This is a genomic window from Eikenella sp. NML03-A-027 (genome assembly GCF_001648395.1).
Classification (GTDB): domain Bacteria; phylum Pseudomonadota; class Gammaproteobacteria; order Burkholderiales; family Neisseriaceae; genus Eikenella; species Eikenella exigua.
The window spans coordinates 208,455-234,083 of the sequence record NZ_LXSM01000003.1; the positions used below are offsets into that span (position 1 = coordinate 208,455).

Below are 25,629 nucleotides of genomic sequence, written 5' to 3' on the forward strand. Positions count from 1 at the left end.
CAATATATTGCCATAAGATCGCTGCTTTGGGGCTACCTGAAAAACCGGTTTCTTATAGTTAAATCAACTGGCCGTTAATCGAGTTGGGCGACAGTTTTGCCGATGCCTCGCAGTTGGGCGAGTTTTTGTTCCATGGTTTGCTGCTGGCGGCGGAATTCGGCCAGCTCGGCAGTGGTGAGCCGTTTGGCGGGTAGGGCGACACCGGCGGGGTTTACCGGCACGCCGTTGAGGCGTACTTCGTAGTGTAGGTGCGGGCCAGTGCTGCGGCCGGTGGTGCCGATGAAGCCGATGATGTCGCCGGCGCGCACGCGCTGACCGGGGGCGGCATTAGCGGAAAACGCACTCATGTGGCCATAGAGCGTTTGCATGCTGTCGCTGTGGCGCAGGATCACGGTATTGCCATAGCCGCCTTTGGGGCCGCGGAATTCTACGATGCCGTCGGATGGGGCGTGAATCGGCGTGCCGGTGGGGGCGGCGTAGTCGATGCCAGTGTGCATGCGCAAATAGCCTAATATCGGGTGGACGCGCACACCGAAGGGCGAGCTGATGCGGCTGCCCGGCACGGGCTGGGTTTCAAAACCTTTTTTCAGCGGCTGGCCGTGTTCGTCGTAGTAGCGGCCGTTGCCATCTTCGCCGAAGTAGTAGGCGCGGTAGAGCTTGCCTTGGTGGCTGATTTCTACGGCGAGGATGTCGCCCATGGAAATTTGTTGGCCGTGAAAGTAGTTTACCTGATAAAGAATGCGCACGGTATCGCCGGCTTCGAGTTTGTAGAGATCGAGCCGGTTGCTGAACAGTTCGCGCAGTGAATCACGGACTTCGGCAGGGATTTCGGCGCGCGACATGGCGCCGGCAGTGGTGCCGCTGGAGCGGATGATAACGGATTTGAGCGTGGACAGGGTGGTGGTTTTTACGTCGTCGGTTTTGGCCTGCCAGCGGTTGCCGGCATAGGCTAAATCAACCAGTTGGGTTTCACCGTTGTCATCGTCGTTGAAAAACTGCACCTGCACGGGGTGGCGCTGGGCATCGAGCCTGAGGCTGACGGTTTGGTCGGGGTGCAGGTGGGGCTGTTTGCCTTCTGAGGCGGCAGCTTGGGTAATGTCCTGAATTTGCTGGGCGGAAAGGTTGAAACGCTCCAACACGTTGCGCAGGGAGTCGCCGGGCTGGATGACTTCATCGCTCCAGTAGCCAGTGGCCGGGGTTTTGCCTTTGGCGCGCACGGTGGCGAGTTTTTCTACGATGCGTTTGCTCTGCATCGCGCCTTCCGGCTTGGCAGAGGCGGCAGCGATGATGGCAATTAAAATGAACACACCCAGCAGCGCAGCGGCCGCAACAAGGGCTATGCGGGCACGGCGGGGTAGGCGGGAAAATAGGGCGGATGGGGACACGGTTTGGCAGGATGCCGTTGGGGCAAACGGGTCTATCGGAAGCGCACTATTTTAATGGATAGGCAAGGCAGGGCGGGTGCCGCTTTGCGGTTTTTTACTTGTTATTGAACTAGGGTGCGGCTGGAACCCGACACAGGGGAGGCAAATGGTTGGGCTTAATTGGGGATTTTGGCTTCAGGTAGCCTTTTTCTTTAAGTAAGGCTATCTGAAAACTGTATCAACGCTCGATGTTTTAACTATTCTGTTGCTGATTGCACCGGATAAATTCGGCCATGGTCATATCGGCGGCGGTGATGGCGGGGGTCATGATTTGCTGCACGGTGCGGCCGATGGAATCGTTGGTGTAGCTATGGCTGCCATACACGAACAGCTGGAACAAGTCGGCCACGCGGATGGCTTCGGGGCTGGTTTTCAACATCCAGCCGTTGCGCAGGCTTTGCGCAATGTAGCCGCGTCGGGCGAGTTGTTCCAGCAGGTCGCCCAACTCGTCGTAGCCCAGCTGGATGTGGCGGCGGAACTGTTGGGTTTTCAGGCTTTTGCCTTGGCTTTGTGCCTGGGCGAGCAGGGTGAGGATGCCCAAGGCGTCGTGAAACCGCGTGCCGTGGCAGCCTTGGCGGCGGAAAGCCTCGCCTTCCCAATAGGAAAGCGAGGCGGCCAAGAGCGCGCCGCTGAGGATGACAATCCAGTTTAAGTTGAGCCACAGCAGAAACATCGGCACGGCGGCAAAGGTGCCGTACACCAACTGATAGTTGTTGAAGTTGGCCACATACACGCCGAACCCGCGCCGCAACAATTCAATAGACACCGCCGCCAGCGCGGCGCTGATCAGGGCGTGGCGGAGGGGCACATAGCGGGCGGGCACGAGCTTGTAGAGCAGGCAGAGCATGCTCCAGGTGGCAGTGAGGGCAACCGTAAATTGCAGCAGCGAGGCGAGCAGCGGATAGTGCAGATAAAACAGGGTGCGCCGCCACACGATGCCCCACAGCGATATACTCACACCCACCAAAAGCGGCCCCAGGCTGAGTAGCGCCCAATACACCAGCACGCGGGTAACGATGCTGCGCGGGCGTTTCACCCGCCAGATTTGGTTGAAAGTGCGTTCGATGGTGTGTACCAGCATCAGCGAGGTGATGATCATCATGGCGATACCGATGGCGGTGAGTCGGCTGGCGTGGTCGCGGAATTGGAAAATGTAGTCGCTCACCGCCGCCACGCCTGCCGGCATCATGATTTCCGACACCAAGCGGTGAAACTGAGCGGAAAAATCAGCAAACACGGGAAAGGCAGATACCACCACCACGACCACGGTAAACAGCGGCACCAAGGCCAGCAGTGTGGTAAATGTGAGGCTTGACGACACCTGCGGAATGTTCACTTCATAAAAACGCGTATAGAGGAAACGGGCAAACGCCAGCGTACGCGAGTGGCGCAGGGGTTCGGGCAGGGAGAATTTGGGCAGTAGGCGCATGGTGTGTTGGGGCTACCTGAAAACCTGTTTTGGTTTTTCAGGTAGCCTGTGTATTTGGTTTAAATGATGCCGGCTGAATGTTTTAAAATAATAGCGTTGCGGGCCAACCGAATCAGTCGACCTGCCGTATTGTAAAATAATGTTATTGAAAAGACAAAACCACCCTGCTAGGGCAGGGCGGGAGCGAGGCAAACCATGAACATCACCATATTGGCCGTGGGCAGCAAAATGCCCAGTTGGGTGGACAAAGCCGTGAAGGAATATGCCAAACGCTTCGGCCGCGACATCAAATACACCCTGAAAGAAATCAAGCCGGAAAAGCGCGGTGCGGGCGTGAATGCGGCGCAGGGCATGGCGGCGGAAGAAAAACGCATCTTGGAAGCCATGCCGGCCGATGCGTTTTTGGTGGTGTTAGACGAGCGCGGCGTTGCGCCCACTTCGCAGGAGCTGGCAGGCTACCTGAAAAAATGGCAGCAGAACGGGCGGCATGTTTGCATGGTAATCGGCGGGGCAGACGGGCTCACCAAGCGCATCAAACAACAAGCCGGCCTGATGCTGCGTCTCTCTAGCCTCACCCTGCCGCACGGCATGGTGCGCGTGTTGCTCACCGAACAGCTGTATCGGGCGGTGTCGATTCTGCATAATCATCCGTATCATCGTGAATAATGTTTCATTTTTAATATGATTTGAATATAGCTAAAGCGCTTATTTCTTCCTACTGCATAGGCTCGCCTTGTCGTAACTACTCGTACTGTCTGTGGCTTGCAGCCTTGTATAAAAATATGTTTTAGCTATTTACATATACCTATGCCGCACATAAAAAATTGCCCCGGCAAAAGCGGGGCGCAAAAAGGAACACAAACCACTACCAAAACTAAACATCTCGTAACAGAGCGAAATGCTGAAATTTAGCAGTTCAGCACAAGATAGAACCGTCTTGCTTTACTGAACGTGCATGTATTATACCGAAGAATAGCTATATCATCAAATGATAATTATTACTATTAACGTAGATATCGTGTAATAATTTGTTAATCCTACAAATCATTTTTACTGCCAGATAAGCTAATTCGAAGTATTGCCGCATTGCCGGCCAAGCAGTCTTTGCTGCAGTCTAACAAACTAGTATGTGTTGGCTTGCCTTACTGCATGTGTGTACTATCTGCAGCTCGCTGCCTTGCCTTGATTTAAAGTTAGTCCGCTATGAGTTAAGATGCTTCCCATTTGCCAACATTATTAAAGCTATACTCCGATGAAACATTTGCGCCAAATCATTCTTGATACAGAAACCACCGGTTTTTATTATGATCGCGACGATCGCCTCATCGAATTTGCCGGCCTGGAAATGATCGACCGCCGACTTACCGGCAACTATCTGCATTTATACGTCCACCCCGAGCGCGACATTCCTGAAGAAGCCGTCAAAGTGCACGGCATTACGCTGGATAAGCTCGAAGGCAAACCCAAGTTTGCCGAAATCGGGCAACAGATTGCTGATTTTATTGCCGGTGCCGAGCTGGTTATCCACAACGCTCCCTTCGACGTGGGCTTTCTCAACGCCGAATTCTGCCGAGCCGGCCTGCCGAGCGTGGAGGAGCTGACTGCTAATGTAGTGGATACGCTGGTGATGGCGCGCGCCATGTATCCCGGCCAGAAAAACTCACTGGATGCCTTGTGTACCCGCCTCGAAGTGGATCGCAGCAAACGCGTATTCCACGGCGCATTAATCGACTGCGAACTGCTGAGTGAAGTTTATCTGGGCATGACCCGCTCGCAATTCAGCTTGGCCGACCAGTTTGCCGAAGAAGAAAGTGCCGAAGCCGATGCGCCCGCTGTGGTGATCGCGCCTACCGAACGCCCGGCGCAACTGAAAGTGCTGGCTGCCAATGCCGAGGAAAATGCCGCCCACGAAGCCTATCTGGACGAGTTGGACAAAAAAGCCGAAGGCGGCAGCATCTGGCGGAAAACGCCATGAGCCGCTATTTTGCCCTCGTGCCCGCGGCCGGCGTGGGCAGCCGCTTCGGCGCCACCCTGCCCAAACAATATGTGCAGATAGCCGGCCGCACCGTGCTGGAGCACACCCTGCGCCGCCTGTTGGCTGAGCCGCAGATTGTTCAGGTAGCCGTGGTGTTGGCGCGGGATGATGCGTGGTTTGAACGGGAAGTGAGGCTACCTGAAAACTTGGCTGCCAAACTGCGAACGCTGTATTGCGGCGGCGAGAGCCGTGCCGAAAGCGTGTTTAACGGGCTGAATTCGCTGCTGAAACACGGCGTGATGCGGCCGGACGATAAAGTGCTGGTGCACGATGCCGCCCGCTGCTGCCTGCCTGCTGAAGCCTTGCGGCGGCTGTTGCAAGAAGCAGGGCAGCATCCGGTTGGCGGCATTTTGGCTTTGCCCGTGGCCGATACCCTCAAACGTGGCAACGGCGAAAATCACATTGCCGAAACGGTGAGCCGAAGCGGTTTGTGGCAGGCACAAACCCCGCAGCTTTTTCCCGCCGAGTTGCTGCAACGGGCGCTGGCTGCCGCCAATCCGGCGGAAATTACCGACGAGGCCTCCGCCGTTGAACAGCTGGGTTTGCAACCCCTGCTGGTGCAGGGCGACAGCCGCAATTTGAAACTGACTTGGCCGGCAGACGAGAGGATTGCACGGCTGCTGTTGCAAGATGAGGCTACCTGAAAAAGCCAAGCTTCTTTTGCTTGGCTGAATATTTTTCAGGTAGCCCTTATTGTGCTTGAGGCTACCTGAAAGTTCCATCTGGTTTTCAGGTAGCCTGAAATAACGGGCAAACTGCTATTTGGAAGCGGTTTGCCCGTTGGTTTTGGCTGGATGGTTTAAGCGGCTTCCCCGGAAGTCACCGAATACACCTTACCATCATGCCCGTCTTCATCGATGATTTGGCGCACGGCGGTGGCGAGGGCGGTGCGGGTCATGTATTGGCGGGGGATGGCGGGGAGCTGTTCGTGCAGCTGATAGGTGGTGTCGTCGCCGTTGGCAAGGCCGCAGGGGCGCAGGATGGTCCAGGCGAGGGGGCTTTGGAGCAGGGCGTTTTCGGCTTCGGTTTTGGCGGCCACGGCTTCGCCCAGAGCTTGTTTGAACATGTCACTCATCAGCGCGTATTGTTCGCCACAGCCCATGCTGGTAACGAGGATGAGGTAGGCTTGGGGGGCGTGCTGTTCGAGGGCGCGGATGATGTGGATGTTGCCGGTGGCGTCGCTGCGGATGCCTTGTTCGTTTTTGCCGCCGATGAAGCTGACGACGGTGTCTGGCCGGAATTGTTGCACGGCGCGGGCGATGGCGTCTGCATCGAGTGCGTCGGCAACGGTGGTGGGGATGTGGTGTCGGGCGAAGAAGTCATCGGTTTCAGGTAGCCTTAATGTGGCTACAGCAGCTTGGGGGTTGGGAAGCCGTTGGATGAGTTGGCGGCCGCTGGAGCCGTTGGCGCCGAATATCATCAGCATGGTGGTGCTCCTGTGGGGAAATGGTTGGGAGGTTTGCGCGGATAAATATTCCGGCAAGAGTGCAGGCTGCCTTTTGGTTTTCTTCACAGAAACTACGCCTTCACTATGTGAAGACTGCATTTTCAGGTAGCCTTCAAACTATCCGGGTGGGTTTAGGCGAACAGAGCGCGCATGGCTTGGATTTGGTTTTGTTTGAGTTCGCCGGCTTCATCACGGCCGACGAAGATTTTGAACATGGCGCCGCCGTTGCGGTTCACGAAGTTGAGCGACACGGTGTCTTTGCCCATGAAGGGGCGTTCGATCAGGTAGACGGCGGCGCAGTTTTCGTAGTAGATGTGGCCGTGGATGCCGCCTTCTTCGGCGTGCTCGAAGTTGTAGAAGCCGCGGCCGACTTTACCGTTGGGGATTTTCCCGGTTACTTCGGCAATCACGTCGGGGGTGTGGGCGATGAAGGTAACGGCTTCGTCCCAGCCGGCAAGGGCTTGCATGATTTCGATAAAGCGGTTGCCTTCGGTTTTCTTGATGAGCTGTGCAGGCAGGCAGTTGATCACGTCTTCAAAGCTGCATTGGTGCTGGCCGGCAAGCATTTCGAGGATTTGGCCAGGTTTTTCGGCCAGTGAGTTGCGCAATACGGTTTGCTGTTCGGTAGAGAGTTTTTGCATAGTGCTTTCCTTTTCATCAGGTGGGAGGGACATCATCAGTTTACGGGTGAGGGTGGGCGACCAATAGCGGCCGCTGGTGTTGAGAATGGCCTGGCCGTTCTTGTGGATGGTTAAGAGCTGGGCTTGCTGCCATTGGTGCAGTAAGGTTTGCGCTTCGGCGTTGTCGGCAAACAGGGCGGTGTCGATGCGGCCGAGTTCGATGTCGTACTGCACTTGGCCGAGCAGTGTTTTGTGTTTGCCGTGGCGGCTCATGAAGGAGAGGGCTTTTTGGCCCGGCGGGGCTTTCAGGTAGCCTTTGAGGTCGCTTTGTACTTGGTAGCTGAAGCCGCCGAAGTTACCGCCTGCGCCGGAACCGAAGGCGAGGCAGGGCATATTGGATTTGACGAGGGTGTTGTAGCGGTTGCGCTCGCCGCGACCGGGGTAGGCGAAATGGTTGTTGCTCACTTGCTGCCAGCCGAGCCGCGCCAGTTCGCGCACGGCGTAGGCGTAGTGTTGGGATTGCACATCAAAACCGAACAGCGGCGGGAATGCGCCTTTTTCAATCATGCGGTTGATGGGCAGGAAGGGGTAGCAGTTGAAGGCGTAGGTGTCGAGGCCCGACAGGGGCAGGCCGGCGGCGCGTTCGATGTCGTGCGCCCAGATGTCATCGGTTTGGCCGGGCAGGCCGAAAATCAGGTCGGCCACAATCACAGCATCGAGGCCGCACAGCTCTTTCAGGTAGCCATAGGCTTCTTCGCCGCTGTGTTTGCGGCCGAGGCGGCGGCGGATGGCGGTGTTGAAGGTTTGAATGCCGATGGAAATGCGGTTCACGCCGGCTTCAACGGCGGCGCAGGCTTTGTCGAGCCCGAAATGGCTCATGCGGCCTTCGAGGGTGAATTCGCAGTCGTCGGCCAGCGGCAGGTATTGGTAGCAGGCGCGGATGAGGCGCACCAGGTCGGGCGTATCCAGCGCGGTGGGGGTGCCGCCGCCGAAATACACGGCTTGGATTTTGCCGCTGCCAGTGCGCTGTTCGGCTTCGGCAGCCAGCTCTTCAATCACTTTGTCCACATACGCGCCGCCGTGCTCTTCTTTCCAGGCGTTGCGGTAGAAGCCGCAGAACACGCAGTGGTTGGCGCAGAAGGGGATGTGGAGGTAGGCCAGGCCGTCTTCATCGAGCGAATGGGCGATTTGGCTTTGCCACAGTTTCTGCCATTGCGGCATCGGCACGGGTACGCCGCCCCAAATCGGCATCAACGCCTGCCTTTCGGGAAAGGCTTGCGGCGCAGCTTCTTTCGACGGCCAGCGGATGGTTTTGATGGTTTGTGGGGCAGCAGCAGACATAGACTTTATTGGCAGATAGTAAACAAAATAGGAATTGATTCTACTACATGGAATGGTGTTGCTGAAATAGCAGAGTAGAAGCGTTTTCCTTTACCTTATTTTAGTGGTTTATTTTTATAAGATTTCTGTATATTTAAAGCAATTATTTCTTCATGCTGCGTTGGTTCGCTTCTCCATACTCCTGTACTGTCTTCAGCTCACCGCCTTGTATGCAAAAATAATTGTTTCAGCTATAGGGAAGGCTACCTGGAAAACGAGGTGGTGGTTTCAACTAGCCTTTGGTATGCTGAGAGGAATTGTTGAAGCTTAATTTTGCTTTACTATGGTTTACAAAAAATAGGCAGCTGGTGTAGACCGAGCTGCCCATTTTTTGCCTTGCTGCCAACTACTGTTTCTCTTCCCGCAGCTCGCGGCGCAGGATTTTGCCCACGTTGGATTTAGGCAGCTCGTCGCGGAACTGAATGTCTTTTGGCACTTTATAAGCGGTGAGCTGGGTGCGGCAGAAGGCGATGATTTCTTCGCGGGTGAGCGCCGGGTCTTTTTTCACCACGAAAAGCCGCAGGGTTTCGCCGGTTTTGTTGCTGGGCACGCCGATACAGGCGGCTTCCAGCACCATCGGGTGTTTCGCCACCACTTCTTCCACTTCGTTTGGATACACATTGAAGCCGGATACCACAATCATGTCTTTTTTGCGATCCACTAGTTTGATGAAGCCTTGTTCGTCCATTTTCACTATATCGCCGGTAGCGAGGAAGCCGCGCTCGTCCAGCACAGCGGCGGTTTCTTCAGGGTGTTGCCAGTAGCTCTGCATGATTTGCGGGCCTTTAATATACAATTCACCGATTTCGCCCAGTGGCACTTCGTTTCCTTCACTGTCACGGATTTCTACCTCGGTGTTGGAGATGGGCAGGCCTACGGTGCCATTGTAGTCGCTGATGTTCAGCGGGTTGGCGCATACGCCGGGACTGGCTTCGGTGAGGCCGTACACTTCCACAATCGGTTGGCCGGTGAGCGCTTTCCATTGTTCGGCCACGTTTTCTTGCACCGCCATGCCGCCGCCCAGGCACAGTTTCCAGCTGGAGAAATCCACGCTTTGGAAATCGGGATGGTGGAGCAGGGCGTTGAACAGAGTGTTTACGGCGGGCAGCACGCTCACGCGATATTTTTTCAGCTCTTTGATGAAAAATTTAATATCGCGCGGGTTGGTGATAAGCAGGTTTTGCGCGCCGATGCGGGTGAAGATCATCAGGTTTACCGTGAGCGCGAACACGTGGTACATCGGCAGCGCGGTTACCACCAGTTCGCCCTCGACGGTAAGGTTGGATTGAATCCACTCTTCGGCCTGCAGCATATTGGCGCAGATGTTACCGTGCGAGAGGATGGCGCCTTTGGATACGCCGGTGGTGCCGCCGGTGTATTGCAGAAAGGCGGTGTCTTCGAGCGTAACCGGCACGGGATGGAAGGTGTGCGCCGCGCCTTGCTTGAGTGCGTGGTTGAAGCGCACGAAGTGGGGCAGCTCGTAGGGCGGCACCATTTTTTTCACATGGCGCACAATCAGATTCATCAGGCCGCCTTTGAAGAAGCCGAGCAAATCGCCCACGGAGGCGAGGATGATGTGTTTTACATCGGTTTCGGCCACCACTTCGGCCAGCGTATGAGCGAAGTTTTCCAGCACCAGAATGGTGGTGGCGCCGCTGTCTTTCAGCTGGTGTTGCAATTCGCGCGGGGTGTAGAGCGGATTCACGTTCACCACGATGCCGCCGGCCTGCAAAATGCCGAATACAGCCACGGGGTATTGCAGTAGGTTGGGCAGCATCACGGCCACGCGGCTGCCTTTTTCCAGCTTGAGTACGTTTTGCAGATAGGAGGCGAACTGCTCGGCCAGGCGCGCAGTTTGGGCATAGGTTTGCACCTTGCCGAAGTTGGTGAAGCCGGAGCGCTTGCCATAGAGGTAGGCGGTTTCGTGGAATACTTCGCAGATTGAGCTGTAGCGGCGCACGTCGATTTCGGGGCGTACGCCTTCCTGATAGCTTTGCAGCCAGATTTTTTCCAATTTGGTCTCCTGATAGGGGCTACCTGAAAATTCAGCTTTGCAGAAACTTTGCTGTGTTGCGCTTTCAGGTAGCCTTTAAGGTTTGTGTTGCTGGGTTTTGTTTGATTTGAATGAATTAAACGCCTGCACCAGCTTGGTCGATAATGCCGCCGCCCAGGCAGACGTCGCCATCATACAGCACGGCGGATTGGCCGGGGGTAACCGCCCATTGCGGCGCGTCGAATACCAGCTCGGCAGAGTCGTCGCCTAAATAGTGCAGTTGGCAGGGCGCATCGGCCATGCGGTAGCGGGTTTTGCAGGTGTAACGGCCTTCGGGTGGGCGGCTGCCGTGTGCTTCGCCGGGGTTTTCAGGCAGCGTCCAGCTTAATTGGCTCATGGTGAGGCTACCTGAAAATAATAGCGGGTGTTGGTGGCCTTGCACCACGATTAGGCGATTGGCGGCCAAATCTTTGCCGGCCACAAACCACGGCTCGCCGGTGCCGCCGATGCCCAAGCCTTTGCGCTGGCCGAGGGTGTAGAACATCAGGCCGACGTGTTTGCCCACGACTTTGCCTTCGGGCGTAACCATATCGCCTTCACGGGTGGGCAGATATTTTTGCAGAAACTCGCGGAAGGGGCGCTCGCCGATGAAGCAGATGCCGGTGCTGTCTTTTTTGGCGGCGGTGGGCAGGCCGGCTTCGGCGGCAATACGGCGCACTTCGGGTTTTTCCAAGCGGCCGAGCGGGAAGAGGGCGTGTTCGAGCTGGAAGGGCTGGAGGCGGTAGAGGAAGTAGCTTTGGTCTTTGTTGGCATCCAGACCTTTGAGCAGGTAATGCTTGCCGTTGCGCACTTCTTTGCGGGCGTAGTGGCCGGTGGCGATGGTGTCCGCGCCTTGCTCGACGGCGTAATCCAAAAAGCATTTGAATTTGATTTCGGCGTTGCACAGCACGTCGGGGTTGGGCGTGCGGCCGGCTTGGTATTCTTGCAGGAAGTAGGCGAATACTTTGTCTTTGTATTGGGCGGCGAAATTGACGATGTCGATATCGATGCCGATGATGTCGGCCACGGCGATGGCGTCGAAAGAATCCTGTTTGATGCTGCAGTATTCGTCGTTGTCGTCGTCTTCCCAGTTTTGCATGAACACGCCGCGCACTTGCTGCCCCTGCTGCTTGAGCAGGTGGGCGGTTACGGAGGAGTCGACGCCGCCGGACAGGCCGACGATGATGTTTTGCGGGGTAGGCATAATGTTTGGTTTCTAGGTGGGGCTACCTGAAAGTTTTCAGGTAGCCTTTTAATTTTAAGACTGGCCTTGCCGTTTTTTCACGCTCACTTGGCGTTTTTTGGTTTTGGCTTTGCTGCGGGCTTTTTCGTCGCGTTTGGCGATGCGGTTGCTCAAGGTGGTGCGGCGCAGGGGGTTGTTTTTGGTTTTTTCCGCCGTGTCTTCGTAGGGGTTGTCGGAAATATTGTATTGGATGCGCAGCGGCGTGCCTTGCAGGTTGAAGGCTTTGCGGAAAGTTTGCGTGAGGTAGCGGGTGTAGCTGTCGGCCACGTGTTGCAGCGAATTGCCGTGAATCACGATCACGGGCGGGTTCATGCCGCCTTGGTGGGCATAGCGCATTTTGGGGCGCACCAGCCCGGCGCGGGCGGGCTGCTGGCGTTCGATGGCCGACTGCAGCACGCGGGTGATTTTGGGCGTGGGCATTTTGATGAAGGCCGCGTCGTAGGCCGATTGGATGCTGGCAAACAGGCTGTCGATGCCGCGCTCTTTCAGGGCGGAAATGAAGTGGAATTTGGCGAAATCGAGGAAGTGCAGCTTGCGCTCGATGTCTTTTTTAATCGCGTTGCGCCGCTCTTCGGAAATGCCGTCCCATTTGTTCACGGCAATGACCAGCGCACGCCCGGCTTCCAGCGCAAAGCCGGCGATGGTGGCGTCTTGGTCGGCAATATCTTGCTGCGCGTCCAATACCAACACGGCCACGTTGGAGGCTTCTACCGCCTGCATGGCCTTGATCACGGAGAATTTTTCCACCGCTTCTTCCACCTTGCCGCGGCGGCGCACGCCGGCTGTGTCGATGATGGTGAAGGGTTTGCCGTCGCGTTCAAAGTCGATATGGATGCTGTCGCGGGTGGTGCCGGCCATATCGAATGCAATCACTCGCTCTTCGCCCAAAATGGCGTTCACCAGCGTGGATTTACCCACATTCGGGCGGCCGATAACGGCGAACACGGGGTGTTTGTTTCCCGGCTGTTCTTCTTCGGCTTCGGGGAAGTTTTCCAGCACTTCTTCCATCAGATAATACACGCCGTCGCCGTGCGCGCCGGAAATAACGTGCGGCTCGCCGAGCGCCAGCTCGTAGAATTCGGCAGCCAGCACGTCGCGGCGGCCGCCCTCGCCTTTGTTCACGGCCAGATACACGGGGCGCGGCGATTGGCGCAGGCGGTCGGCGATGATTTTGTCTTGCGGCGTTAAGCCTGTGCGCGCGTCCACCAGGAAAATCACGGCATCGGCTTCATCCACGGCCTGCAGGGTTTGCTTGGCCATTTCGTGCAGGATGCCGCTGTCCACCACAGGCTCGAAGCCGCCGGTGTCCACCACGAGATAAGGCTTGCTGCCGACTTTGCCGTGGCCGTAGTGGCGGTCGCGCGTGAGGCCGGGTAGGTCGTGCACCAGCGCGTCTTTGGTGCGCGTGAGGCGGTTGAACATGGTGGATTTGCCCACATTGGGGCGGCCGACTAGGGCGATAGTGGGTTTCATGATATGGTCTTTCTGTATCAGGCTGCCTGAGCCAAGCAGCGAGCAGGTGCGCGGGGGCACGGAAGGGTTGGTGTGGCTTCGTTGGAAGCGGGTTTTCAGGTAGCCTTTGATTTTGGAGTGCGGCTGCCAAAAGTGTGTAGGCGAGATTATAGCTGGTTATGAATGGTTTGGCTTGGGGAGATGGGCCGGATGGATGGGGAAGTGGCGGTTTTAGTTTACGCTAGGGCTAATGTTTTCAGGTAGCCTGCTTAGCAATAGAAGGCTACTTGAAACCAGAAACCTGCCGCTCTTAAAAAACGGCAGGTTTCTATTTGGCTTACAGCAAGGTATCCGACAGCGGAATATCCTGCGGCTGCACGGGCGTGGCGGGCAGGGGCTGCTCGCGCGGTTCGGTGGTGCGGCGGCGCGGGGCAGGGCGGGTGCTGGCGGGAATCGGGGTTTCAGTGCTGCCGGTACCGTCGGTGAGTGCTTCCACAGCACTGCCTTCAGGCAGGATTTCGTCCTGCTGCTGGGGCTCGGAGGCTTCCACAGCTTGCGGGCGGCTCAGCTCGGCAGCGCCGTTTTGCCAGGCCACAGATTGTAATTTGCCCTGCACGCGGGCGTTGGTGTTCTGGCAGGTGATGCAAACCAAGCGGCCGTTGCGGCTGCGCAAAACGCTGTTGATGCGGGCTGGGTTGGCGGTGAGGCCGTTGGCCTGCGACCAGGCAGCAATACTTTGGCGCAGGGCGGTGGTGTTCAGGTTGCGCTGTTGGTAGGGGTCGGCATAGGCGGCGAGCCAGAGGTGATTGTTGGCATCGGCATTGAGGCTGGCCAGCTGGTAGATCACAGCGGCGTTGGCGCCGGTGTGCACGCTGCGGGCAAATTGCAGTGCGTTGTTGCTGTGCATGCGCACGCAGCCGTGGCTGCGGATGCCGGGCACGCTGGCGGGGGCGTTGGTGCCGTGGATGCCCAAGCCTAAGCGTGGCGGGCCCAAGCGCACAAATACCGGGCCCAGCGGGTTGCTCGGGCCGGGCGGGATGCTGCTGATTGCGGGCAGACCGGCGGCAGCGCGCTCGCGGCGGATGCTTGCAGGGATGGCCCAAGTGGGGTTGTAGGCTTTGGAACCGATGTTGTAGTTGCCCAGCGGGGTGCGGGTACGGTTTTTACCCACGGCCACGGGATAGATGTTTTTCAGTTGGCCGTTTTCATACAGGAAAAGGCGCATCTGCGGGATGTTGATGACGACGTGCTGGCCTTCGGCCACCGGTGAGAAATCGGGCAGCGGGGTGTTGTTGGCGGCGGCGGTGCCGACGGTGGCCAGGAGGCAAAGTAATGCGAGTTTTTTCATGTTAATCGTTGGGAAAAATAAGTTTGCGTGTTGTAAAGACGATAATGGTGTCATGATACCCGAAACTGCCACCGCTCGATGCGGCAGGCTACCTGAAAGCGGTAAAACGTGTTTTAATGCCACACATTGTTCCGATTACGGCGCATAGTTTATGCACGGCCGGCTCGGTTTGATTTGTTTAAATGTAATAGAATAATTAAGTTAGCAAAAATTTCAGGCTACCTGAAAGCCCAGCGTCTTACAAAACCCAAACCACATTCACTGCTTTTCTGTTCACTCACTTCACGGAGCAGCCATGCAACACCACATCATCCAATCCTTGCTGGACACCGATCTCTACAAATTCACTATGCTGCAAGTGGTTCTGCACCAATTTCCACAGGCGCACGGCGTGTATGAATTCCGCTGCCGCAATCTGGAAGAATGCGTGTATCCGCTGGTGGATATCCGCAGCGAGCTAGGAGCCGAGCTCGATGCCCTGTGCACCCTGCGCTTCACCCTGGAAGAACTCAACTATCTGCGCAGCCTGCGCTTTATCAAAAGCGATTTTGTTGATTATTTGGAGTTATTCCAGCTCAAACGCCGCTTCATCCAAATTTCTGTGGATGAGCAGAACCGGCTCTGCATCCATGTGGAAGGGCCGATTATCCAAGCCATGTTTTTCGAGATTTTCGTGTTGGCGATTGTGAACGAACTCTACTCCCGCCGCCTTGAGACTCCTGCAGTGCTGGCTGAAGGCGAACGCCGTCTACAGGTTAAGGCTGAACTGTTGCGGGGCTATGCTGCCGCCCAACAGATAGGCGAGCCGCCTTTCCTCGTATCCGATTTCGGCACACGCCGCCGTTACAATCTCGCCTGGCAGGAACACGTGGTGCACACGCTGAACCAAGCCGCCCCCAGCTGCCTGCGCGGCACCAGCAACGTTTATCTGGCCAAAAAACTCGGCCTCATCCCCATCGGCACCATGGCGCACGAATTTATGCAAGCCTTCCAAGCTTTAGACGTGCGCCTGCGCGATTTCCAAAAAGCCGCACTGGAAAGCTGGGTGCGCGAATACCGCGGCGACCTCGGCATTGCGCTCACCGACGTGGTGGGCATGGATGCCTTCCTGCGCGATTTCGACCTTTATTTTGCCAAACTCTTCGACGGTCTGCGCCACGACAGCGGCGATCCCTATGTGTGGGGCGAAAAAGCCTACGCCCACTACCAAAAGCTCAAAATCGACAGCCGTACCAAAATGCTCACCTTCTCCGACGGTCTCGATTTGGAAAAGGCCTGGGCGCTGCACCAATACTTCAAAGACCGCTTCAAAACCAGCTTCGGCATCGGCACCAACCTGACCAACGACATGGGGCACAAGCCTTTGAACATCGTGCTCAAACTGGTGGAGTGCAACGGTCAATCCGTAGCCAAACTCTCCGACAGTCCCGGCAAAACCATGGGCGATAACAATACTTTCCTCGCCTATCTGCGCCAAGTGTTCGAAATTGCCGACATGCAATAGGGCGTGAAAAATTTTCAGGTAACCTCTTGCTGCTAGCATTCTAGATGCTACCTGAAACTTTATCCATGCCCTTCGGATTTCTATATATGAAATGACTAGGCCACCTGGCCGTCATCATCAAAACTATGTACCGCTGCTTCGGGCTGGCCGATCTTTATGGCCGTGTGTGGCAACTCGCATCGTTTACCTTGGCTCTGGTTCGGACTCCGATATGCTGTGTACGATGGCACGGAACAGATTGGATTTTCTGTGCCTGCTGGCTATTGGTTATGATGAAATCTGCCGGGGTGATTTGCTGCTGTTGCCACCCAACCATAATAAAGACAAACTTTTTGTCAAACCCAACCTGCCTTTTGCTCTTGGGTGGAAAATACTTTCCACACCACTGTTCCTGAGCTTGGAACGGAGATTATGACGCCGGTTTTGTTGATGGGGCAGGGAAATGCAGACAATCTGTTTGTTTGTTGGGTTAAGCAGCAGGTAGCGGAATAAATGGGTAACGGCTTGCCGCCTTATGTCGGGAGATGCTAAGCCGCTCTGCCCGATATGGCTCCTGAAAATTTGTAATGGTGGGTTTTATATCCGCCTGCAACGTTAGTACGGGCTATCTGCAAACGTAAGTTGCACCCGCAATGTTGGTTGTGTTAAAGGCTGCCTGAAAGTTTCAGGTCCTTTCCCATCCCAATCTGCTAAATACTCCCAATCTTCATTTGGATGCGGGCATATGTGTCGGGAAAAGTAAATTGTTCGTGCCGCATTAGCCCCAAAATGCCGCTTCAAACCCTGCCGCATATTCCGGCGGCAATTCGCGGCACAGCAAGTTGCGCAGGGCTGCACGCGAATCTTCGGGTTTGCCGCCTTTTTCTCCATCACAAAACAGCCAGCCGGCTGCCTGCCATTCTTGTTCGAAGCGGTGTATTGCCAGCAGCGTTTGCATTAAGACAGCCACGGATGGCGCAACAAGGTGGTGGTTTCCCACGGTACTGTGTCCAGTCATCAGCCAATAAACAAGGCTGCCGGGCACGGCGGTGTCGGCGAACAGTATCGAGTCGTCAAACATGTTGCCAAATACCGCCCATTTTCGCGCCAGCCGTCTATTGGCAAATATTGTTTCACCTTGTTGTTCCAGCCAAACGCCCAATCGTTCCAAATATCGGGCAAACCTGCATAAGGCAGCCATTGCAGGAACAAGGTTTGCATTTCCAGCCAGTAGTCGGCACACGGATTTTCGCCCGGTCATGTACTGTCTATAATGGCAGTAGAAATCCGTCAGCTTGCCTAAATGCAGGTGGCGCTTGTCGGCTAAGGCAGATTTTGCGGCTCTGGTGTGTAAGGCAGGCCGAAGGTTTGGGCGAAAGTGCGGATAAGGTTGGTGTTGGGCATGGGGTTTTATTCCTGTTCGGGCAGTTTTGCCTGGTGTTTATATTTTCAGGTAGCCTCGCGGGTAGGTTCTACATTCGTGGTGCGGGCTACCTGAAACTGTAGGCTGTAATCCTTTAATAGTGTTTGGATTGAAGGCTACCTGAAACCCTATTCGGCTGCTCTGGGATTAAATTCGTCCAGTTTCTGCTCTACCCAAACTCGGGCGGTATTGGGGTGTCGGGCATGGTTCGGCTTCGCCGAAGTGGGAGACGGCGGGCAGGGAGTGCAGGTCGGTATCGATGTCTAGGCTTAAAAAGTAGTCATGCAGGTCAAAGCTTACGTTGAGGACGCAGCCGGGGAGGGACGATGCGGTCGTGCAGGTGGCTGAAAAGGCAGTGCTGCTAGTCAGTGCAGATTGTGCTGCACTTGACAGCGATGTCTGGTACGCCGAAGCGTTCGTTGAGCTTCCAGCAAGGCTGGCGGCCTTGGCTGATTTTGAAGTGGACGTTGCCAATTTGCTGGTCGCTGAGGCAAACTTGCTATTCGTCTGTGCCTTCGATGCAGAGGTTTTTGCCGAAGCTGGCTGCTGATTTGGCTGTATTCAAAGGGTTCGGGCTAGGCAATGCGGATTTCGCGGATGGTGTCGATGGTTTGGGGCATGATGGATCCCTCCACAAGGTTGGGGCGGATTATAGTGGATGGGCTTGGTTTCCTCTTTTACAGGCTATGGCTGAAGCGCATTTTTCCCTACAAGGCGGCGAGCTGCAGATAGTATAAGAGTACGGTAAGGCGAGCCGACACCATATGAAGAAATAATTGCTTTAGCTATATCTGAAAGTTTCAGGTAGCCTTTCATTTGGCAGCCTGAGCCAAGGCAATAAAAAACAGGCAAGCTTGCAGCCTGCCTGTTTGCATGGTTTGGCATAATTAATCGTTGAATATGTTGCGGCTGCCAACAAATACTTGGCTGCTGTATTTACAACTGCCAGCAGTTTGGCAGCCGGGGATGGTTACACTCAAAGTGTAGCGGCCGGTATGGGTGGCGCGAAAGCCGAACATAGGGGCGTCGTCTTCTTCAGTGTCGGCTTTGATTATGCTGCCGTCGGCTGATTTTAGGGTCAGGTCGATGTTGTTGCAGCCAAGGTCACAGGCGGCGAAGAAGGAGTAATATTTGCCGGCGGTAAGCTGTACCTGGTGGTTTTTGGTTTCACCTGATTTGGCGCTGCCCTGGAACAGGTTGGTTTGGCGGGCGCCGGGATCTTTCTCCTGAATAACTTGTTTGTAGAGCTGCTGGGCTTCAGGCAGCCATGAACTGCCAGGCGCGGCCAAGGCGGCAGGGGCGGCGATTAGGGCAACCAGGCCTAAAACGGCAAATTTTTTCATGTTTCTTCCTTTTGTTTGGTTATATTATGAGTAAAAGTGTACGCATTATAATGTAAACTTGAGAAATGCTCTACTTTCCTATATTTTTAAAATCACTGGTTTACGGTTATGTACTTTGTATTTTCGGACGGGTTAGGGAAGGCAAAAGGCTACCTGAAATTTTAGCTTCGCAGAAACTCGCGAGCTCGTTTTCAGGTAGCCTTCTTTAGTGCACTCGAGTTCAGCGATTGAATACGGGTTTGGTGCCCATGAATACCTGGCTGCTGTATTCGCATTGTTCGGTGCTGCATTTAGGCATGGTAACAGTGAGGGTGTAGCTGCCGGTGCGGTTAGCACGCCAGCCGAACATGGGGAAATCATCGTCGTCGCTGTTTTCTTTAACCACGCGGCCATTGGCTGATTTTAGGGTCAGGTCGATGTCGCTGCAAGAGTAGTCGCAGTCGGCGAAGAAGCTGTAGTATTTGCCGGCAGTAAGCTGTACCTGGTGGCTCTGGTTTTGCTCTTTAGCAGCACGGCCGCTAAACAGATGGATTTGACGAGCTTGGGCGTCTTTTCTGTGCACTATATCGTGGTTGATTTTTTGTGCTTCGGGCAGCCAAGGGCCGTTTTCAAAGGCTTGGATACTGTAGGCACAGCCGGAAGAGGCTTCGCATTTGGTCATGTTGGCGGTGAGGGTGTAGGTACCGCTGGTTGAAATAGCGCTGTTGATGACGGGGTTATCGTCGTCGTCTTTATCTTCTTTGATGGTTTTGCCGTTGCTATCGGTCAGCTTGAGGTCGATGTTGGAGCATTGGCGGTCGCAGTCGGCAAAGAATACGTAGGATTTGCCGGCTTCGAGCCGGATGGTGTGGTTTTGGCTGCGGTTTTGTGCCAGATTGCCGTTGAACAGCTGGAGTTCTCGCGCATCGGCACTCCGTTGACGCACGATTTCGCGGTTGATTCTTTGTGCTTCGGGCAGCCAGTTATCCGCCTGCGCAGGTGCAGCGAAGGCGGGGGCAGCAGCCATCAGAGTGGCGATGGCGGCAAGAGTAAATTTCTGCATGGAATGCTCCTTCTGGTTAAGAAAGTAATAAAAGGGGAACAACAGGCAGATTATAGCCAATGTGCGGGAATTTAACTAATCTTTTCTTATGTTAATCAGGCTACCTGAAAAACCATTTTCAGGTAGCCTGATTGGGGCTTAACGTACCGAGCGGATTGGTTCGGCTTGCAGGAGAACATGCTGCCTGCGGTCGAGCAGTTCCAGCCTGTTGCCGTTGATGCGGTAGGCGGCGGTGCGGGCAAAGGCGGCAGAGAGCCGCTCTTCCTGCACCTGAACGTTCGGCGGACAGAGCATCAGAGTGGTGGCGAGTTCGCCGATTTGCAGATTTTGGCCTTGGTGGCTGAAGTGGCCGGATAGGGAGTTACAGCCGAACGAGGCGTTCATGCGATTGTTGGCGTTGAACTCCAACGATCCGTTGGCGGCGTGGCGGCCGATGCGGGTGATGCGCCAGCCGTGGCGAGAGAGTTCTGCTGCGGGTGCGCTTGGTGCTGTGGCGGCAGGGGCAGGCCGGTCTGGCCCAGCGGAGGGCGGTGGTGCGCTGTCGGCAGGGTTGGGGTGGGCGGCGCAAGCGGTGAGTAGGAAGGCGGCAAGATAAATCGGTTTCATCGTGTGGGCTCCTATCTGGTGGAAAATTATTGAATCCAATTATTTGGATTATACACCCGAGGGTGTTGCAGTGTTAATTGAAATATAGCAATTTAAAAACATTTTGTTTTGAGAAAGGCAAACAGTATGGCAAAGGCTGCCTGAAAACTATAGTATAGTCGCCCCAAATAGGAACGATACGGCGTTGGTTCATTTAGCTGTGCTGCCTGTGGCTCGCTGCCTCGCTTCCTTCCTATTTGGAACAACCCGAATATTCTAACAAACACAAGGACACACCGTGTCAGTCGGACACTACGAAAATTTTCCTGTCGGCTCGCTGGTTTTGCCGCGCCGCCTGCGCCGCCCGGTGCACGCCATCTACGTGTTTGCCCGTACTGCCGACGACATGGCCGACGAAGGCGATTTGCCCAGCGAAGAGCGTCTGCGCCAGCTCGATAATCTGCGCGCCGAGCTCGACCGCCTTGCCGCCAGCCGAACTCCGCACAGCGAATTGATGCAGCGGCTCGAGCGCGAAGCCATCCGTCCGTTCAATCTTCCGCTTGAACCTTTCTACCACTTGCTTTCCGCCTTCAGCCAAGACGTGGTTAAAACCCGCTATCAGCACTTTGGCGAGCTGGTGGATTACGCTCGCCGCAGTGCCAATCCGATCGGCAGATTGCTGCTGCACCTCTACGGCCACACCGACCCGCTCAGCCTCGCCCAAAGCGACGGCATCTGTACCGCCCTGCAACTCATCAACTTCTGGCAAGACGTGGCCGTGGATTGGCAGAAAGGCCGCGTTTATCTGCCGCAAGACGACCTAGAAAAATTCGGCGTGAGCGAAGCGCAAATCGCCGAAGGCCGCGCCGATGCCGCCTTCCAACGCCTGATGGCGCACCAATGCCAGCGTGCCCACAAAATGCTCAAAGCCGGCTCTCCGCTGGGCAAAACTTTGCATGGCCGCATCGGCTTCGAGCTGCGCCTGATTATCCTCGGCGGGCAAAGCATCCTGCGCAAGCTGGAGGAAAACCGCTACAACGTCTTCACCCGCCGCCCCATGCTCGGCGCGAAAGATTGGTGGCTGATGTTGAAACGGGCTTGGCTGAAAAAGTGAACGGCTGTATTCCGCCCAGCCAAAAGGCTACCTGAAAATTTTAGTTTCGCAGAAACTTACGAGCTCGTTTTCAGGTAGCCTTTTTGTTGCACGGCAATATTGTTAACTTCAAGGATACTCAATCAGCGCATAGGCCGAATGGTTGTGGATGCTTTCGAAGTTTTCGCTTTCTACGCTGAAGCGGTCGATGCGCGGGTCGTTTTTCAGCGCCACGGCGATGTCGCGCACCATGTCTTCCACGAATTTGGGGTTTTCGTAGGCGTGTTCGGTAACGTATTTCTCATCGGGGCGTTTGAGCAGGCCGTAGAGCTGGCAGGAGGCTTTGTTTTCCACCAAATCGATGATTTCTTCAATGGAAACTTCCTGTTTGTGGCAGGTGAGGGTAACGGTAACGTGCGAGCGCTGGTTGTGCGCGCCGTATTGCGAAATTTCCTTGGAGCAGGGGCATAGGCTGGTAACTGGAGCCAGTACTTTGATTCGGTGGCTGTATTCGCCGCTGGCCGACACTTCGCCCTGCCAGGTGACGGCGTAGTCGAGAAACGAGGTGATGCCGCTCACGGGGGCGGCCTTTTTACGGAAGAAGGGGAAGCTGATATTGATGCGGCCGGCTTGGGCATCGAGCCGCTCCAGCATATCGAGCGTGAGCTGATGCAGGCTGGTGAAATCGAGCACCAGGTGCTGCCGCTCTTCCATCAGCGCCACAAAGCGCGACATATGCGTGCCTTTTTGCGAGGCAGGCAGGGCAACGGTCATACCGATGCGGGCGATAGTGTGCTGCACGCCTTCTGCGCCCTGGATTTGCAGCGGGAAGTGCAGGTCTTTGATGCCCACTTGGTTGATGGGCATATTGCGTTGGTCGGGGCTGCTTTGCACGTCGGCAATGGCATTCATCCGTGGTTTCCTTATCGGGTGTGTGTGGCGGTGGATTAAGGGGGCGAAGTATAGCCCTGCCGCTGCCGCCGGGCAATTGTTGGCGTGAGTTTATAGCGCAGATTTATGGCTGCAATTTTGTGCAATCGGGTGTGTTGCTCGGTTTTGGTTTATCATACCGCCCGCACCACCCCCTGTTTAAAGGACTGCTATGAATATCCTTTTTATTGCCGACCCGCCGGCCACCTTCAAAACCTACAAAGACACCACCTACGCCATGATGCGTGAAGCCACCAAGCGCGGGCACAAATTGCACCACACCCTTGCCGGCGAACTCTCCGTGCAAAACGGCAAAGTAGTGGCCCAAGCCGCTCCTTTCCAATTCATCGGCGCAAAAGACGACCACGACCACGAATGGTTTCAGGTAGCCTCAGCCGAACAACGTGCGCTTGCCGATTTTGATGCCGTGATTATGCGAACCGACCCGCCGTTCGATATGCAATACCTCTACAGCACCCAGTTGCTCACCCTCGCCGAACAGCAGGGCGCAAAAGTGTTCAACAGCGGGCAGGCCATGCGCGATTTCAACGAAAAACTCGCCATTTTGAATTTTGCCCAATTCACCGCGCCCACCCTCGTTTCCACCCGCGCCGCCGACGTGCGCGCCTTTTTGGCCGAACACGGCGACATCATCGTCAAACCGCTCGACGGCATGGGCGGCATGGGCATTTTCCGCCTCACCGAACGCGACCCGAACATCGGCAGCATCCTCGAAACCCTGGTGCGGCTGGATACGCGCACCATCATGGCGCAACGCTACATCCCCGAAATCGTGCATGGCGACAAACGTATCCTCGTGATTGACGGCGAAGTCGTGCCCTTTGCCCTTGCCCGCATTCCGCAGCAGGGCGAAACGCGCGGCAATCTGGCCGCAGGCGGGCGCGGCGTGGCGCAGGAATTGAGCGAGCGCGACCGCGAAATCGCCGAAACCCTCGCCCCCGAACTGAAACGGCGCGGCATTTTGCTCGCCGGTTTGGACGTGATTGGTGAAAACCTGACCGAAGTGAACGTGACCAGCCCCACCGGTTTCCAAGAAATCACCAAGCAAAAAGGCTTCGACGTGGCCGCCAAATTCATCGATGCGGTGGAACGGAACGCGTGATAGGCGTTGCTAATTGAAGCCCAGTTTTCAGGTAGCCTACGGTAGCGATAGAGGCTACCTGAAGAACGAAAGTTCTTTGTATACAATTATTTGTATGCTGTATGTCCACGATTGAAGGCTACCTGAAAATTTCAGGGCGGCAAACCATAGTTTGGCTCCATGCCGATCTGCATATTTTCAGCGTCATCGAGCAGGATTGCCCGTTTCCGCTTTGTTGCCGAACTTATTTTTCAGGTAGCCCCCGCACATCATTCGGAGCACGCCAATATGACCAAACCACTTACATTATTGCTGTCCGGCTTGTTTGCCGCGCTGTGTTGGACAGTGGCGGATATGCTGCTGGTGGGCTTTGTGCAGTCGCTGGAGCAGTATCCGCTGTTTTCGCACACACTGGCCGCAGGCCTGGGCGACGATGTGGATTTGGCAGTGCTGATGCTGGCCGGATCGCCGCAGCGGCTGTTTTGGGGCGTGTTGCCCGCCACTTTCAGCCTGCCGTTTTATTTGGCCTCGGCTTTCGGTGTGCGCCGTTTGCTGCGCGGCAGGGCGGCAGGTGCGGTGTTGTGCCTGCTTTCGGCAGGCTATGCACTCTCGCCCTTGGGTCATGCAGGCTTTTATTATATGGGCATCAGCGCGCAAACCCTGCTGCATAGCCCGCCTGAAGCCTATCTGCTGCTACTGGCGCAATTTCGGGCGTTTCATGCCATGCTGACGGTGCATTGGTTTGCCTCGGCGGGGCTGCTGGCCGCGGGCTGGCTGGTGCTGCTGGTGCAAACCGTGCGTGGGCAAACCGCCTTGCCGCGTGCTTCTGTATGGGCAAACCCCTTGCCGGTGGGTGCTGTGGTGGCGGGCGTGTGCAGCCTGTTTCCACAATCGGCCGCAGCGGCCTGCATCGGCGGAGCAACATTCAATATCACCCAGGCGGTGTTTTTCGCCTCCGCTTGGTATTGCCTTTATTCCAACTACCAACATCAAAAGGAGCATCGATGAAACCCGGCAAACGCGGCCTCGCGCGCCTTATCGCCGCCGCCCAATATTCCTGCGACGGCCTCGCCGCCGCCTACCACAACGAAGCCGCCTTCCGCCAGCTGGTGTGGCTGCACGCCATGCTGCTGCCCCTGGCGTGTTGTTTCGATTTTGATACGCCCGTGCGCATGCTGCTGGTGGGCGCATCGTTGCTCTCGCTGATTGTGGAACTGTTCAATACTGCCATCGAAGCCGTAGTGGACAGGATCTCCGAAGAGCTGCACCCGCTCTCCAAAATCGCTAAAGATGCTGGCTCCGCCGCGCAGCTGGTGGTGTTGCTGCTCGTTAGCGTTTTTTGGCTGATGGCCTTAAGCACCCTGTAGTCCAGCCCCGTTTAAATAGAAAGGATAGCATATGAAACTTAAGCAAATCGTTATCCTCTCCGGCCTGCTTTTGGCCGCGGCCGCCTAGGCAGAAGTGCGCGCCAGCCCTGTGGCAGAAAGCATGGTGGGTGGAGGCTACCTGAAACCACAACTACCTGATTCAAAATCATGAAAGACAACTTCCAACTCCTCGACGACACCCGGCATATGTTGCAATGGCTTGCCGATGAACCCTATGCAGAAATCCGATGCAGCATCGAAAGCATTCTGCGCGAACAAGTGGCCGACAGCCGCCTGCTCGATTTTGCCGTTACCTCCCCGCCCGATTGGCTCACCGTCGGCACCCGCTCCGAAAGCAATCCCGAAACCGTAACCATAAGCCGCACCGCCGTGGCCTTTGAGTTTTGTCTGCACGTGTCCGGCGCTGGCCGCACTCACGAGCTCCAAGGCGTATATAGCTGGGCGGCCTGGCATTTGGATGGCAGCGGCGAACCAAACCAGCAAGTCTGGTTCGATATAGGTGGCACGCTGGCCGAATTCGGCAAAGATGGCGCACTGCTCGAGCGGCTGAACCAAGGGGCAGCGGTATGAGCCAGGCGGATAATCGGATTTGGGTGTTTCAAGGCAGCGGCAGCCGGAATGTGTCGGCCTGCTTTTCCGGTAAAGAAAACGCAGAGCGCTGGATTCAGCAATACGTCCTCAGCGGCCTGCTCACCGCCTATCCAATTGATCAGCCGGTGTATGATTGGGCAGTGCAAAGCCAAATCATCCGCCCCACCAAAGACGAGCAATAAACCGCCCAATTCATCCAAAATTTCAGCAGCGCCCATCTGGAGCACTACCACTACGAA

General features: G+C 55.8%; 24 protein-coding genes. 10 read left to right on the forward strand and 14 right to left on the reverse strand.

The window, feature by feature from the left end; all coding sequences use genetic code 11:
• Positions 1–74 precede the first annotated feature (74 nt).
• Complete coding sequence (locus A7P96_RS01740) at positions 75–1,385, reverse strand: M23 family metallopeptidase (RefSeq protein ID WP_082887886.1); 1,311 nt, start codon at positions 1,383–1,385, stop codon at positions 75–77.
• A gap of 232 nt (positions 1,386–1,617) precedes the next feature.
• Positions 1,618–2,853, reverse strand: a complete 1,236-nt coding sequence (locus A7P96_RS01745; RefSeq protein WP_067524252.1) for a YihY family inner membrane protein — start codon at positions 2,851–2,853, stop codon at positions 1,618–1,620.
• A gap of 195 nt (positions 2,854–3,048) precedes the next feature.
• On the opposite strand from A7P96_RS01745, the gene rlmH reads away from it, so the two are divergent.
• The 3 genes from rlmH to ispD all read left to right on the forward strand — a co-directional run bounded on the left by rlmH (position 3,049) and on the right by ispD (position 5,532).
• A complete protein-coding gene (gene rlmH, locus A7P96_RS01750) occupies positions 3,049–3,519 on the forward strand; it encodes a 23S rRNA (pseudouridine(1915)-N(3))-methyltransferase RlmH (protein WP_067448112.1) in 471 nt (156 codons plus the stop codon).
• Between the two features lie 586 nt (positions 3,520–4,105).
• The gene (gene dnaQ / locus A7P96_RS01755) at positions 4,106–4,828 is read left to right on the forward strand and encodes a DNA polymerase III subunit epsilon (protein ID WP_067524254.1); all 723 of its coding nucleotides are present in this window, start codon (positions 4,106–4,108) and stop codon (positions 4,826–4,828) included.
• Positions 4,825–5,532, forward strand: coding sequence for a 2-C-methyl-D-erythritol 4-phosphate cytidylyltransferase (ispD, locus tag A7P96_RS01760; protein WP_067524257.1), 708 nt, complete (start codon positions 4,825–4,827; stop codon positions 5,530–5,532). Before dnaQ ends, ispD begins: the two co-directional genes overlap by 4 nt.
• Positions 5,533–5,687: 155 nt before the next feature.
• On the opposite strand, the gene A7P96_RS01765 is transcribed toward ispD, so the two are convergent.
• The 6 genes from A7P96_RS01765 to A7P96_RS01790 form a co-directional block, all read right to left on the reverse strand.
• On the reverse strand, positions 5,688–6,314 hold the full coding sequence (locus tag A7P96_RS01765) for an NAD(P)-dependent oxidoreductase (RefSeq protein ID WP_067524258.1): 627 nt from the start codon (positions 6,312–6,314) through the stop codon (positions 5,688–5,690).
• 152 nt (positions 6,315–6,466) lie between these two features.
• Positions 6,467–8,296 (reverse strand): heme anaerobic degradation radical SAM methyltransferase ChuW/HutW, encoded by a 1,830-nt coding sequence (gene hutW / locus A7P96_RS01770; protein WP_067524260.1) that lies wholly within the window; start codon positions 8,294–8,296, stop codon positions 6,467–6,469.
• A 385-nt stretch (positions 8,297–8,681) separates the two neighbouring features.
• Entirely contained in the window at positions 8,682–10,349 is a 1,668-nt protein-coding gene (locus tag A7P96_RS01775) for an AMP-binding protein (RefSeq protein WP_067524262.1), read from the reverse strand.
• 115 nt (positions 10,350–10,464) lie between these two features.
• On the reverse strand, positions 10,465–11,571 hold the full coding sequence (gene mnmA, locus A7P96_RS01780; protein ID WP_067524264.1) for a tRNA 2-thiouridine(34) synthase MnmA: 1,107 nt from the start codon (positions 11,569–11,571) through the stop codon (positions 10,465–10,467).
• A gap of 54 nt (positions 11,572–11,625) precedes the next feature.
• The gene (gene der / locus A7P96_RS01785; protein WP_067524266.1) at positions 11,626–13,083 is read right to left on the reverse strand and encodes a ribosome biogenesis GTPase Der; all 1,458 of its coding nucleotides are present in this window, start codon (positions 13,081–13,083) and stop codon (positions 11,626–11,628) included.
• A 316-nt stretch (positions 13,084–13,399) separates the two neighbouring features.
• A complete protein-coding gene (locus A7P96_RS01790) occupies positions 13,400–14,410 on the reverse strand; it encodes a L,D-transpeptidase (RefSeq protein WP_067524267.1) in 1,011 nt (336 codons plus the stop codon).
• Between the two features lie 295 nt (positions 14,411–14,705).
• On the opposite strand from A7P96_RS01790, the gene pncB reads away from it, so the two are divergent.
• A complete protein-coding gene (gene pncB, locus A7P96_RS01795) occupies positions 14,706–15,914 on the forward strand; it encodes a nicotinate phosphoribosyltransferase (protein ID WP_067524270.1) in 1,209 nt (402 codons plus the stop codon).
• A 757-nt stretch (positions 15,915–16,671) separates the two neighbouring features.
• Here pncB and A7P96_RS11120 read toward each other — a convergent pair.
• The 5 genes from A7P96_RS11120 to A7P96_RS01825 all read right to left on the reverse strand — a co-directional run bounded on the left by A7P96_RS11120 (position 16,672) and on the right by A7P96_RS01825 (position 20,307).
• Positions 16,672–16,974 carry a hypothetical protein gene (locus A7P96_RS11120; RefSeq protein WP_231863615.1) on the reverse strand — a complete coding sequence of 101 codons (303 nt, stop codon included), beginning with the start codon at positions 16,972–16,974 and terminating at the stop codon, positions 16,672–16,674.
• A 703-nt stretch (positions 16,975–17,677) separates the two neighbouring features.
• Positions 17,678–17,791, reverse strand: coding sequence for an MOSC domain-containing protein (locus tag A7P96_RS11470; protein WP_369799131.1), 114 nt, complete (start codon positions 17,789–17,791; stop codon positions 17,678–17,680).
• 412 nt (positions 17,792–18,203) lie between these two features.
• Positions 18,204–18,659, reverse strand: coding sequence for a hypothetical protein (locus A7P96_RS01815; protein WP_067524274.1), 456 nt, complete (start codon positions 18,657–18,659; stop codon positions 18,204–18,206).
• Positions 18,660–18,879: 220 nt separating this feature from the next.
• Positions 18,880–19,701, reverse strand: coding sequence for a hypothetical protein (locus A7P96_RS10145; protein ID WP_082886523.1), 822 nt, complete (start codon positions 19,699–19,701; stop codon positions 18,880–18,882).
• A 138-nt stretch (positions 19,702–19,839) separates the two neighbouring features.
• Positions 19,840–20,307, reverse strand: a complete 468-nt coding sequence (locus A7P96_RS01825) for an META domain-containing protein (protein ID WP_067524275.1) — start codon at positions 20,305–20,307, stop codon at positions 19,840–19,842.
• 277 nt (positions 20,308–20,584) lie between these two features.
• On the opposite strand from A7P96_RS01825, the gene hpnC reads away from it, so the two are divergent.
• Positions 20,585–21,400: a squalene synthase HpnC gene (hpnC, locus tag A7P96_RS01830; protein WP_067524277.1), complete on the forward strand. Its 816-nt coding sequence runs from the start codon at positions 20,585–20,587 to the stop codon at positions 21,398–21,400.
• A gap of 108 nt (positions 21,401–21,508) precedes the next feature.
• Here hpnC and folE2 read toward each other — a convergent pair whose 3' ends face one another.
• A complete protein-coding gene (folE2, locus tag A7P96_RS01835; protein WP_067524280.1) occupies positions 21,509–22,291 on the reverse strand; it encodes a GTP cyclohydrolase FolE2 in 783 nt (260 codons plus the stop codon).
• A gap of 190 nt (positions 22,292–22,481) precedes the next feature.
• Between folE2 and gshB the strand changes: the two genes are divergently transcribed.
• From gshB to A7P96_RS01860, 5 genes are all read left to right on the forward strand, one after another.
• Positions 22,482–23,432 carry a glutathione synthase gene (gene gshB, locus A7P96_RS01840; protein ID WP_067524284.1) on the forward strand — a complete coding sequence of 317 codons (951 nt, stop codon included), beginning with the start codon at positions 22,482–22,484 and terminating at the stop codon, positions 23,430–23,432.
• A 267-nt stretch (positions 23,433–23,699) separates the two neighbouring features.
• Entirely contained in the window at positions 23,700–24,419 is a 720-nt protein-coding gene (locus tag A7P96_RS01845) for a DUF6796 family protein (protein ID WP_067524287.1), read from the forward strand.
• Positions 24,416–24,778 (forward strand): diacylglycerol kinase, encoded by a 363-nt coding sequence (locus A7P96_RS01850; protein WP_067524290.1) that lies wholly within the window; start codon positions 24,416–24,418, stop codon positions 24,776–24,778. Before A7P96_RS01845 ends, A7P96_RS01850 begins: the two co-directional genes overlap by 4 nt.
• 168 nt (positions 24,779–24,946) lie before the next feature.
• Positions 24,947–25,369, forward strand: a complete 423-nt coding sequence (locus A7P96_RS01855) for a hypothetical protein (protein WP_067524292.1) — start codon at positions 24,947–24,949, stop codon at positions 25,367–25,369.
• Positions 25,366–25,572 (forward strand): hypothetical protein, encoded by a 207-nt coding sequence (locus A7P96_RS01860; protein ID WP_197476429.1) that lies wholly within the window; start codon positions 25,366–25,368, stop codon positions 25,570–25,572. Before A7P96_RS01855 ends, A7P96_RS01860 begins: the two co-directional genes overlap by 4 nt.
• The last annotated feature ends 57 nt before the right edge of the window (positions 25,573–25,629 follow it).